Here is an 11,673-nt window from a genome sequence, read left to right on the forward strand (position 1 = left end):
GCGCTCGTCGCGATCAATCCGGGCCCCTAGCCGACGCTCCCGGCCCGGTAGCCGACGCCGCGGACCGTCATGACGATCTTGGGCGCATCCGGGTCGAGCTCGACCTTGGCGCGCAGCCGCTGCACGTGCACGTTGACGAGCCGCGTGTCGGCCTTGTAGTGGTAGCCCCACACCTGCTCGAGCAGCATCTCGCGCGAGAACACCTGCTGAGGCTTCGCCGCGAGCGCGACGAGCAGCTGGAACTCCAGCGGGGTCAGCGGGATCGGCGTCTGGCCGCGTCGCACCTCGTGCGCATCGACGTCGACGACGAGGTCGCCGATGCGGAGGACCTCGCTTGTGGCGGGGGTCACCGGACGCAGCCGCGTGCGGATCCGCGCGACGAGCTCCTTCGGATTGAACGGCTTGACCATGTAGTCGTCGGCGCCGACCTCGAGTCCGCGCACGACATCGGCCGTGTCGCCTCGGGCGGTGAGCATGATGATCGGGATGCCCGATTCGGCACGGATGCGCGTGCAGATCTCGATGCCGTCCATGCCGGGGAGCATGAGGTCCAGAAGGACGAGATCAGGATGCTGCGTCCGCCATTCCTCGACAGCCTTGGCGCCGTCTGCGCAGAACACCGGCTCGAAGCCCTCGGTGCGCAGCACGATGCCGATCATCTCGGCCAGCGCGGTATCGTCGTCGACCACGAGGATCCGTGAGGTCATCTGATCCCAGCCCCATCTTTCTACGCAACACGCCGCCATCCGGGTGAAGGCGCAGCGCGGTCGCTCCCAGCGTACTTCATGACAACATTTCGATCACGGTAGCGCTCGCGCCGGGTCGCCGCACAGATCCGCACCGGTTCTCCGCAGTCACTCGCGGATATGACACGATGGTCGTGCACCTTCGGAGGGGAGCTCGATGAGCGCACAGTACTGGACGCCCGCCGTCCGACCGGGCCTCGTGCCGCTGCATCCCCTCACGTTCGGAGCCCTGATCAGCAAGCCGTTCGCCGCCCTGCGTCACAACCCGAAGGTGCTGTTCGGATTCGCCATCGTGATCCAGCTCGCGATCGCGATCGTCACCCTCGTCGTCATCGGCGTCGTCGCCGTCGCGACCTTCACGCGCGTGGAGTCGCTCTCACCGAGCAGTCCCGACTTCTACCCCGTCATGTGGGGCACGATCGCCATCAACGCGCTGGTCGTCCTGGCGATGAGCTTCGTCAGCCTCGCCTTCACCGCGGTGATGCAGGGCGTCGTCGCCGCCGACGTCGGCAGCGCGGCACTGCGCGAAAAGGCCCCTCTCGGACGTCTCTGGCAGCGGATGCGGCCGGCGTTCTGGCGTCTGGTCGGCTGGAGCGTCCTGCAGGCCCTCGCCGCGATCGTGCTCATGCTCGTGATCGGCGGAATCATCGCCCTGGGCGTCATGGCCGGCATCGGCGGCTCCGGTGAGGGCGTCGCCGTGACCGTCGTGGTCGGCATTCTGCTCGTGCTCGGCGCGATACCGCTGTGGATCTGGCTGAGCACGAAGCTCTTGCTCGTCCCCTCCGTCCTCGTCCTCGAGGGCGAGCGACTGCGGCCGGCGCTCGTCCGTTCGTGGAGGCTGACCCGGGGACGCTTCTGGAACACCTTCGGAGTGATCTTCCTCATCGGCCTGATCATGAACGCGGCCGTGAGCGTCATCAGCGTGCCGCTGTCGCTCCTGGGCTCACTCCTGCTGCCCGTGGTCGCCCCCACCGGCGGCACGGACGAGGCCACCGAGCTCGTCATGGCGATCGTCGTCAGCACCGTCCCGCAGCTGATCGTGTACGTGCTCCAGGCCGTCGCGATCGTCGTGCAGTGCGCCGCGGCGGCGTTCATCTACCTCGACAGCCGCATGCGCTACGAGGGGCTCGACCACAGCCTGATCACCTACCTGGAGCGCCGCGACCTCGGCACGGCCCCCGAGGAGCTCGGCGACCCGTTCGCCGTCGATCCGGAGCGGGCGGTCAGCAGCGCTCCGCCGCTCCGGCATTCGCCGCAGTACGGTGCTCCCCCGGTCGGATGGAGCGCGTACCCGCCCGCACAGCAGCACCCGGCGGCCCCGGAACACCCGGCGGCACAGCCGCCTCAGCCGCAGTACCCGGCGCACTCCGGTCCGCAGATGCCGCCTCCTCCGCCGCCCGGGTACGGCGGGGCATGATCCGCCTCGCCGAGGACCCGTTCGCCCCCGACGGCGACGAGGCGCGCCGCTGGGCGGAGCAGGAGCTGCAGAACCCCCGCTACGCCGACGCCAAGCCGACGTGGTTCGACTACCTCGCCGAGGACATCGCCGAATTCATCAGCGGACTGTTCTCCCCGGAGGCCGGGCAGCAGGCCGGCGGCGCGGCACTCGTGATCGTCACCGTGGTCATCGTCGCCGCGCTCATCACCGTGCTCATCCTGTGGGGGCGCCCGCGGGCGTCACGGCGGGCGAGACGCACCGGCCGCGATCTGCTGGGCGAGCGCGACGACCGCACGGCCGCGCAGCTGCGCGCCGACGCCGAGCGTCGGGCGCGCGAAGGCGATTGGGATGCCGCGACGGTGCTGCGCTTCCGGGCGATCGCGCGGGGACTCCTCGAGCGCGACATCGTCGACCCCGCCCCAGGGGCCACTGCGCAGGCGATCGCCCGCGAAGCGGCATCCGCTCTGGGCGACCTGCGCGCGGAGCTCGCCGCCGCGGCCGGCGCCTTCGACGAGGTCCGCTATCTGCGGCATCCGGCGACCGAGGCGGGCTATCGCTCGCTCGTCGCCGTCGATGACGCCGTCGGCCGGGCGCGCCCGGCATCCGACATCCAGGTCGTCCCGGCATGAGCGGGACGGCGGTGCGCGAGAAGGGACGTCTGCGCTCGGTGCTGGGCTGGCTCGCGATCGCGGCCGCGGTCATCGCGTTCGGACTGATCATCGGCGCGCTCACGTTCGGCGCCCCGGATCCGCGCGGTGCGCTGGACCCGGAGAACGCCGGCGACTCCGGGAGCCTCGCGCTCGCCGAACTGGTGCGGGACCAGGGCGTCGAGATCACGATCGCCCGCAGCCGCGCCGACGCGGCCGGCGCGATCACCGATGACTCCACCCTGGTCATGGCCGACCCGTTCGCACTCTCCGACGAAGCCGTCGAAACTCTCATCGAGCCGTCGCACCGCACCGTCGTGCTCTCCAGCTCCTCACGGATGCTCCGATTGCTCGATCTCGGCGAGAACGCCGCCCCGCCGGTGGCTGCGACTCTCGGAGCCGGGTGCGACCTGCCCGAGCTCGCGAACGTCGGTACGGTGCAGCCCGACCGCTTCTTCTCCCCTGCCGAGGGCGTGAAGGGATGCTTCGCCGACGACGGAGCAGCCGGCCTGCTCGTCGCCGACCGCGACGGCACCCGGACCGCGATGATCGAGGCGAGCTCGCTGCTGAGCAACGAGCACCTGGCCGAGAACGGCAACGCGGCACTCGGGCTCGCCCTCCTCGGCCAGACCGATCATGTCGTCTGGTACGTGCCGTCGTTCGGCGACACCGACGTCGAGGCGCAGTCCCCCGACACCCTCGCCTCGCTCACGCCGCCCTGGGTGACGCCCGCGATCATCCTTCTGCTCCTGGCCGGTGTGATGGCGGGCATAGCGCGCGGGCAGCGTTTCGGCCCGCTCGTCACCGAGACACTCCCGGTCACCGTCCGGGCATCCGAGACCATGCACGGCCGCGCCCGACTCACGGCGAAGGCGGGCGACGCCGCCCACGCCGCCGAGGCTCTGCGCGACGGGGCGATCCGCCGCCTCGCCGCCCGCCTGGGGCTGACAGCCCGGTCGACCTCGGTCGAGGTCGCGGATGCGGCATCCGACCGGCTGCGCATCCCGCGCGGCTCCCTTCATCAGCTCCTCGCCGGCCCGCTGCCGACCGGAGACGCAGAACTCGTCGAGACCGCTCGCCGACTCGCCGAACTCGAGACGGCGGTCGATGCCGCCGGGCACGTGGAAAGGAACCAACCGTGACAGACACCGACGACGCGCAGCTGCGCCAGGCCATGCACCGGGTGCGAACCGAGGTCGACAAGGCCGTGGTCGGACAGGCCGGCACCGTCACCGGACTGCTCGTGTGCCTGCTCGCCCGTGGCCACGTGCTGCTGGAGGGCGTCCCGGGCGTGGCCAAGACACTGGTCGTGCGCTCCTTCGCCAAGGCGCTGGGGCTGGACACCAAGCGCGTCCAGTTCACCCCCGATCTCATGCCCGGCGATGTCACCGGTTCGCTCGTGTACGACGCGCGCACCGGCGAGTTCGAGTTCCGTCAGGGCCCGGTGTTCACGAACATCCTGCTCGCCGACGAGATCAACCGCACGCCCCCGAAGACCCAGGCCGCACTGCTGGAGGCCATGGAGGAGCGCCAGGTCTCGGCCGACGGCGAGAGCCGCGACCTGCCCGATCCCTTCCTCGTCGCCGCAACGCAGAACCCGATCGAGCACGAGGGCACGTACTCGCTGCCCGAGGCGCAGCTGGACCGCTTCCTCATGAAGCTCGTCGTCGGGATGCCCGAGCGCGATGCCGAGGTCAGCGTGCTGCGTCTGCACGCGGGCGGCTTCTCGCCGCGCGTGCTCACCGGCGTCTCGGCGGCCGTGACCGCCGAGGAGATCCGGGCCGCACAGGATGCCGCATCCCGTGTCGAGGTGACCGACGAGGTGCTCGGCTACGTCGTGGATCTCGCCCGCGCGAGCCGCCAGTCCCCATCCGTGCTTCTGGGTGCGAGTCCCCGAGCCTCGACCGCTCTGCTCGCCGCGGCGAAGGGCTGGGCGTGGCTGAACGGGTCGAGTGCCGTGACCCCGGATCACGTGCAGACCATGCTCGTGCCGGTCTGGCGGCACCGCCTGCAGCTGCGTCCGGATGCCGAGATGGAGGGCGTGTCCGCGGATGCGGTGCTCGCCTCGGTGATCCAGCAGACGCGGGTGCCGATCTAAGTGTTCGTCACCGGTCGGCTCGCGCTGCTCACAGGTTTCGGCGTCGTACCCGTCGTGGCGCTCGCCATGGCAGGTGTCCCGGCGTGGGCGGTCGTCGGCGGGTGGCTGCTGCTGTGCGCCGTGCTGCTGACGATCGACGTGTCGCTGGCGGCGAGCGCCCGTACGGTCACGGTGACCAGACGGGTGCCTGCCCGCGCCCGTATGGGCGAGCCGGTCGACGCCGAGGTGGCTCTGCACAACCATGGTCCGCGCACCCTGAACGCTCTCATCCGCGATGCCTGGCAGCCGACGGCCGGAGCCGGAGAGGGCCGGCTGCGGGTCGTGGTGCCCTCCGGTGAGCGGCGGCGGGCTACCGTACCGCTGCTCCCCCGCCGACGCGGCGAGCTCGTCAGCGCATTCGTCTTCATCCGCTCCCGCGGACCGCTGGGACTCGGCGGCCGCCAGGCCAGGCACGACGTGCGCGGCGCCATCCGCATCCTCCCGGCCTTCGCGTCGCGCAAGCATCTTCCTTCCCGCCTCGCGCGCCTGCGTGAACTCGACGGCAACACGAGCATCCAGGTCCGCGGCCAGGGCACCGAATTCGACTCCCTGCGCGAGTACGTGCGCGGTGACGACGTCCGCTCGATCGACTGGCGCGCCACCGCCAGGGCCGGCACGACGATGCTGCGTACCTGGCGTCCGGAGCGCGACCGGCATGTCGTGATCCTCATCGACACCGGGCGGACCGCCGCCGCGCGCGTGGGCGACGGCACACGACTGGATGCCGCGCTCGAGGCGTCGCTGCTGCTCGCAGCGCTCGCGTCGAGGGCCGGAGATCACGTGCACCTGCTCATGTACGACCGCGTCGTCCGAGGGCGGGTCACGGGCGTGGAGGGCGCCGGTCTCCTGCAGGCGATCACGGATGCGATGGCGCCCGTGCATGCCCGGCTCGTCGACACGGACTGGGGTGGAGCTTTCGCGGCGATCCGCTCGTTGACGACGCGCCCGTCGCTGATCGTGGTGCTCACCGCGCAGGATGCCGCCGAGTCCGCGCGCAGCTTCCTGGGCGCGTTCCCCACCGCTTCACGCGCCACGACAGTGCTGGTCGGCTCGGTCACGGACGACGCCGTCGGCGAGCTCGCCACCCGGCGCGATTCCCGCGAGGACATCTACCTGGCGGCCGCCGCCGAGCGCACGATCCGCGATGCGGAGAATGTCGCGGATGCCATCCGCCGAGCAGGCGGTGAGGCGATCACCGCCGACCCCGAGGCGCTGCCGCCGAAGATCGCGGATCGCTATCTGGAACTCAAGGCCGCCGGCCGCCTCTGAGCGGGTCCGCCGCCGAACGCTGGGTGGCCGATCGGTTGACATGACTGATTCTCTTTTGTGAATGATTCAGGAAACGACTATGCTGAATGCGATGACCGTCGCCACTGAGCACCATGCACCCGAGCGCCTGCGCGCCGCAGGGCTCCGCGTGACGGTGCAGCGCGTCGCTGTCATCGAAACGCTGGCCGCTCGACCGCACGCCTCGGCGGAGTCCGTGTTCTCGTCGTTGCGCGACCGGCTCAGCGGGGTGGCACTGCCCACCGTCCACGGCATCCTGGGCGATCTCACCGGCGCCGGAATCGTGCGCCGAGTGAGCCTGCCGGACGCCGCGAGCGCCCTCTACGAGGTGCAGGACGAGTTCGACAACCACCATCATCTGCAGTGCGTCGAATGCGGCCGCGTCGAAGACGTCGCGTGCGCCGTCGGCGAAGCACCCTGCTTGCATCCGTCCCACGACCACGGGATGCGGATCATCGAAGCCTCTGTGACCTACCGAGCCATCTGCTCCGATTGCGAAAGGAAGAAGTGAAATGACGGACAAGACTTTCACGACCACCCAGACCGGAACCCCTGTCGCCAGCGACGCCCACTCGCTGACCAACGGGCCGGACGGCATCACCGCCCTCCACGACCGCTACCTGGTCGAGAAGCTCGCCTCGTTCAACCGCGAGCGCGTGCCGGAGCGCAACCCGCACGCCAAGGGCGGCGGAGCATTCGGCGAGTTCGTCGTCACCGAGGACGTCTCGCAGTACACCCGCGCCGCCGTCTTCCAGCCCGGGGCCACGAGCGAGACGCTGCTGCGCTTCTCCTCGGTCGCGGGTGAGCAGGGCTCCCCCGACACCTGGCGCGATGTGCGCGGTTTCTCCCTGCGCTTCTACACCACCGAGGGCAACCTCGACATCGTGGGCAACAACACCCCGACGTTCTTCCTCCGCGACGGCATGAAGTTCCCCGACTTCATCCACTCGCAGAAGCGCCTCACCGGCTCCGCCCTGCGCGACGCCGACATGCAGTGGGACTTCTGGACCCTCTCCCCCGAGTCGGCTCACCAGGTCACCTACGTCATGGGCGACCGCGGCCTGCCGCGCTCGTGGCGCCACATGAACGGCTACGGCTCGCACACGTACCAGTGGGTCAACGCCGAGGGCGAGCGCTTTTGGGTCCAGTACCACTTCCTCACCAAGCAGGGCGTCGAGCCGATGTTCTCCGACGAAGCCGAGCGAATCGCCGGTCAGGACGCCGACTACTACCGCCGCGACCTCTACGAGGCGATCGAGAACGGCGACCACCCCTCCTGGGACGTCTACGTGCAGGTCATGCCCTACGAAGAGGCCAAGACGTACCGCTTCAACCCGTTCGATCTCACCAAGACGTGGTCGAAGAAGGACTACCCGCGCATCAAGGTCGGCACGTTCACGTTGAACCGCAACCCGCGCAACTTCTTCGCCGAGATCGAGCAGGCCGCCTTCTCGCCGGGAAACCAGGTTCCGGGCACCGGCATCTCCCCGGACAAGATGCTCATGGCGCGCGTGTTCTCCTACCCGGACGCGCAACGCTACCGGATCGGCACGAACTACAACCAGCTGCCGGTCAACCAGCCGCACGCCGCCGAGGTGAGCAACTACATGCATGAGGGCAACATGCAGTATCACTTCAACACGGCGGAGCACCGCGTCTACACCCCGAACTCGTACGGGGCGGCCGGCGGCCCGGAGGCCGACCCGCAGCGCGGCGTCGAGGCGAGCTGGGAGAACGACGGCGCGCTCATCCGCACCGCCGCGACCCTGCACGCGGAGGACGATGACTTCGGCCAGGCGCGCACGCTGATCAACGACGTCTTCACCGCCGAGGAGCGCCAGCGCTTCATCGAGACCCTCGCCGGCCAGTACGAAGCGCTGACCGTCCCCGCGATCCAGGAGCGCTTCTTCTGGTACTGGGGCCAGGTCGACCAGAAGGTCGCGGATGACGTGCGCGCGCTCACCAGCCGCGCATTCGACAACGCGGAGCCGGTGGGCGTCGGCGAGTGAGTCGCTGATTCCCTGAATCGTCGATTCGCGCGTGGGGTCGGATGCTTCAGCATCCGACCCCACTAGCATGTGCCCTGAATCCGATCGATTCCGATCGACCCGACGAGAGGGATTCCCATGAGCGAGACGCTCGCCGAAGCTGCAGCTCCCGTCCCATCCACAGGAGCCAAACTCACCGCCGAGGCTCTCGGCACCTTCCTGCTGGTCCTCGGCGGCGTCGGAACCGCCCTGTTCGCCTCCAACCACTTCACCGACCCGGGTTCGGGCTCGGCCGTGTATGTGGCCGTCGCCTTCGCCTTCGGTCTCACGGTCGTCGTCGGCGCCTACGCGTTCGGCCCGGTCTCGGGCGGACACTTCAACCCCGCCGTGACGCTCGGCGTCGCTGCCGCAGGACGGCTCGCGTGGCGCGAGGTACCCGGCTACATCATCGCTCAAGTCGTCGGCGGCGTCGTCGCGAGCACGATCCTCGTCCTCATCGGCCTGTTCGGGCCCGACGGCTGGCTGACCACGGCCCAGGATGCCGGTTTCGCCAGCAACGGCTGGGGAGAGCACTCCCCCAGCGGATTCGGCATGTGGGCCGCCATCATCATCGAGATCGTGCTGACCGCCGTGTTCCTGTTCGTGATCCTCGGGACGACGCACAAGCTGCGGCCGACCCCGTTCGCCGGGCTCGCCATCGGACTCACCCTGACTCTCATCCACCTCATCAGCATCCCGGTGGACAACACGTCGGTGAACCCGGCGCGCTCCATCGCCGCCGCCATCTATGGCGGCGTCGGGCCGCTCTCGCAGCTGTGGGTGTTCATCGTGTTCCCGATCGTCGGGGCGATGCTCGCCGGGATCGCGTACAAGGCGCTGCTCGACGGCACGAAGCGGGTCTGAGTCCCGTCACCCCGCGGTGAGCTGCGGCGTGCCCGCCTCGTATTCGAGGAGGTCTCCGCGCTCACCGCGCCGGTATGCGCGGCCACCGACGAGCAGCATGTAGACGAGAAAGACGGCCAGCGCGGCGGCGCCGATGCCGATCTTGATCGGCCAGGGCAGCGACCAGCCCGTGACGAATCCCTCCACGAGCCCGGACAGGAACAGGGCGAAGACCAGTCCGATCGCGACGGTGGCCAGGGCCCTTCCCTCCTGGGCCAGCGCCGCTCCTCTGGTCCGATGCCCGGGTGCGACCCACGCCCAGAACAGATGCAGCCCGGCAGCGGCGGCGACGAAGATGCTCGTCAGCTCCAGCATCCCGTGCGGGAGGATGTACAGCACCATGACGTCCAGACGGTCGTGCACGGTCATGATCGCCGCCGCCACCCCCACCACGAACGCGTTCTGCACGATGACGTAGAGCGGCCAGATTCCTGTGACGCCGAACAGCACGCACTGCGCGGCGATCCAGGCATTGTTGGTCCACACCATGCCCGCGAACACCGCCGCCGGGTTCTCGGTGTAGTAGTCGGTGAAGCTCTCCTCGGCGTACTGCTCGAGGAAGTCGGCGGGTCCCAGGGACGCCACCAGCGCCGGGTCGCCGGCAATCCACGCCGCGACGAGGACCGTGATCGCGACGAAGACGACAGCGATCACGAGGGTCGTCCAGCGCAGTCGGTAAAGCGCCGCGGGGAGCTGATCGACGAAGAACCGCGCGATCTGGGTGAGGATGCTGTCGGATGCCCCGGTGAGCCGTAACCGCGCCTTCGACAGGACGGACGACACATAGGCGCCCTGTGGCGAGTCGCCGACCGAGGTCTTGAGCTCTGCGAGATCCGCGGATGCCGCACGGTATCGCACGATCAGCTCATCGACGCCCGCGCCGTCGAGTCTGGCGCGGCTGAGAGCGTCGAGTCGTTCCCACTCCGCACGGCGCGCATCGGCGAGAGCATCGGCATCCACCTGATTTACTGTACTCATGTCTACGCCGCTCGACACCGCCGATGAGGTGCTCTCCGGCGAAGCCGTCGCGATCGACGTCCAGCCGCTGGGCTTCTTCATGCGCGCGCTCGGCTCCTTCATCGACATGGTCGTCGGCTGGGTGCTGTTCCTGCTCTTCCTGTGGCTGCGGACGTGGTTGCTGTTCACGGGGATCATCGACGCGTCGATCGACGGCATCCTGAACATCACCGCCGCCGTCATCTGCTTCGTCGTCGTGCCGATCGTCGTGGAGCTGGCCACCCGGGGCCGGAGTCTCGGCCGGCTCGCCGTCGGCGGGCGGATCGTCCGCCTGGACGGCGGAGCTGCCGGATTCCGGCACGCATTCATCCGTTCGCTGATAGGTGTCCTCGAGATCTACATGACCTTCGGCGCCATCGCGATGCTCTCGGGCGCGTTCACGCCCCGGTCGCAGCGTCTGGGCGACCTCGTCGCGGGGACGTACAGTCAGCGGGTCCGCACGCCGAAGCTCGTGCCGCTCGCGCCTGTCATGCCGCCGGCGCTGACCGGCTGGGCGCAGATCGCCGACGTCGCACGGATGCCGGATCGGCTGGCCCGGCGCATCTCCCAGTTCCTGCAGCACGCCGAGCGGATGTCGCCCCCGGCGCGGGCACGCGTCGCGGGAGACCTCGTCGCCGAGTCCGCGGCGTTCGTGTCGCCCCAGCCGGCGGCGCACCCGGAACAGATTCTCATCGCGATCACCGTGCTGCGGCGCGAGCGGGAACTCCGCGCTCTGGCGATCGCCGACGCGAAGACGGAGCGGCTGACCGGTCGCCGGGTGGGCGTCTGACTCAGGCTCGCAGAGCCTCGTGCCGCACGACGATCCACCCGGCGGGCACCGAGAGCCGGTCCGCGTGCTGCGCGCACAGGTCGTGCGCGTGCGGGTGGCCGCTGCCGCCCAGCGGCCCGAGCGCGGCCATCTGGTCACCGTAGTCGTACGTGAGCGTGGCCACGGCCTCACGGGCGCAGGTCACCTTCGAGCAGAGTCGTCCGTCCATCCCTGTCAGCGTAGGACGCATGGGCGCCTCGATCGGGATGCCGCGCGGAGCGCCTAGACTTTCGAACATGCCACGCCGTCGCTCTGCCCCCGCGTCTCCTCGACGCGGTGCCCGTCATGGCCGGCACGGACGGCTGGGACGCAGCGAGGTCGTCCGCCCTCCCCTGCCGCCGCTGGACGGGCGCATCGACCGCTTCGACGCCACGATCGGCACCGCCGTGGACTTCCTGCGCGGCACGTGGCCCGAGCTGCAGGACGTTCGGTTCGAGATCGGCGGGCTGCCGACGAGGCCGGATGCCGACGGCATCCCGCGCTGGGAGATCGATCGCGAACAGCGCCGCATCGTGCTGTTCCGCATCCCGATCGAGCGACTCCTCCCGCCGGGTCATGACGATGATCTGCATCGACGAGTGGCGATCGAGAGCGCGGTGTTCCGCGCGGCGGCCGAATTCGTCGGCAAGGACCCGTGGGAGTTCGGACCGGATGCGCCCTGAC

At 69.7% G+C, this 11,673-nt stretch carries 13 protein-coding genes; 10 read left to right on the plus strand and 3 right to left on the minus strand.

The annotated features are described in order from the left end of the window. Positions 1–26: 26 nt before the first annotated feature. A complete protein-coding gene (gene mtrA / locus KEC56_RS07280) occupies positions 27–707 on the minus strand; it encodes an MtrAB system response regulator MtrA (RefSeq protein ID WP_175985944.1) in 681 nt (226 codons plus the stop codon). A 196-nt stretch (positions 708–903) separates the two neighbouring features. Between mtrA and KEC56_RS07285 the strand changes: the two genes are divergently transcribed. The 8 genes from KEC56_RS07285 (at position 904) to aqpZ (ending at position 9,146) form a co-directional block, all read left to right on the plus strand. Continuing rightward, positions 904–2,163 carry a DUF7847 domain-containing protein gene (locus KEC56_RS07285; RefSeq protein ID WP_227530403.1) on the plus strand — a complete coding sequence of 420 codons (1,260 nt, stop codon included), beginning with the start codon at positions 904–906 and terminating at the stop codon, positions 2,161–2,163. After that, positions 2,160–2,813, plus strand: a complete 654-nt coding sequence (locus KEC56_RS07290; RefSeq protein WP_227530404.1) for a DUF4129 domain-containing protein — start codon at positions 2,160–2,162, stop codon at positions 2,811–2,813. Before KEC56_RS07285 ends, KEC56_RS07290 begins: the two co-directional genes overlap by 4 nt. Beyond that, positions 2,810–3,973 (plus strand): DUF4350 domain-containing protein, encoded by a 1,164-nt coding sequence (locus KEC56_RS07295; protein WP_175985941.1) that lies wholly within the window; start codon positions 2,810–2,812, stop codon positions 3,971–3,973. Before KEC56_RS07290 ends, KEC56_RS07295 begins: the two co-directional genes overlap by 4 nt. Before the next feature lie 32 nt (positions 3,974–4,005). Next, positions 4,006–4,929, plus strand: a complete 924-nt coding sequence (locus KEC56_RS07300; RefSeq protein ID WP_227530708.1) for an AAA family ATPase — start codon at positions 4,006–4,008, stop codon at positions 4,927–4,929. After that, positions 4,930–6,237 (plus strand): DUF58 domain-containing protein, encoded by a 1,308-nt coding sequence (locus tag KEC56_RS07305; protein ID WP_175985940.1) that lies wholly within the window; start codon positions 4,930–4,932, stop codon positions 6,235–6,237. 91 nt (positions 6,238–6,328) lie between these two features. After that, positions 6,329–6,766 carry a Fur family transcriptional regulator gene (locus KEC56_RS07310; RefSeq protein ID WP_175985939.1) on the plus strand — a complete coding sequence of 146 codons (438 nt, stop codon included), beginning with the start codon at positions 6,329–6,331 and terminating at the stop codon, positions 6,764–6,766. A gap of 1 nt (position 6,767) precedes the next feature. Beyond that, the gene (locus KEC56_RS07315) at positions 6,768–8,264 is read left to right on the plus strand and encodes a catalase (RefSeq protein ID WP_175985938.1); all 1,497 of its coding nucleotides are present in this window, start codon (positions 6,768–6,770) and stop codon (positions 8,262–8,264) included. 117 nt (positions 8,265–8,381) lie between these two features. Then, positions 8,382–9,146 (plus strand): aquaporin Z, encoded by a 765-nt coding sequence (gene aqpZ / locus KEC56_RS07320; protein WP_227530405.1) that lies wholly within the window; start codon positions 8,382–8,384, stop codon positions 9,144–9,146. A 6-nt stretch (positions 9,147–9,152) separates the two neighbouring features. On the opposite strand, the gene KEC56_RS07325 is transcribed toward aqpZ, so the two are convergent. After that, complete coding sequence (locus tag KEC56_RS07325) at positions 9,153–10,145, minus strand: stage II sporulation protein M (RefSeq protein ID WP_175986154.1); 993 nt, start codon at positions 10,143–10,145, stop codon at positions 9,153–9,155. A 16-nt stretch (positions 10,146–10,161) separates the two neighbouring features. On the opposite strand from KEC56_RS07325, the gene KEC56_RS07330 reads away from it, so the two are divergent. Next, complete coding sequence (locus tag KEC56_RS07330) at positions 10,162–10,971, plus strand: RDD family protein (RefSeq protein ID WP_227530406.1); 810 nt, start codon at positions 10,162–10,164, stop codon at positions 10,969–10,971. Position 10,972: 1 nt separating this feature from the next. On the opposite strand, the gene KEC56_RS07335 is transcribed toward KEC56_RS07330, so the two are convergent. After that, the gene (locus tag KEC56_RS07335; RefSeq protein WP_175985935.1) at positions 10,973–11,179 is read right to left on the minus strand and encodes a DUF3499 family protein; all 207 of its coding nucleotides are present in this window, start codon (positions 11,177–11,179) and stop codon (positions 10,973–10,975) included. A gap of 67 nt (positions 11,180–11,246) precedes the next feature. Here KEC56_RS07335 and KEC56_RS07340 point away from each other — a divergent pair, with 67 nt between their 5' ends. Next, the gene (locus tag KEC56_RS07340) at positions 11,247–11,672 is read left to right on the plus strand and encodes a hypothetical protein (protein ID WP_227530407.1); all 426 of its coding nucleotides are present in this window, start codon (positions 11,247–11,249) and stop codon (positions 11,670–11,672) included. Position 11,673: the final 1 nt, after the last annotated feature.

Source organism: Microbacterium tenebrionis (assembly GCF_020682665.1).
Taxonomy (GTDB): domain Bacteria; phylum Actinomycetota; class Actinomycetes; order Actinomycetales; family Microbacteriaceae; genus Microbacterium; species Microbacterium tenebrionis.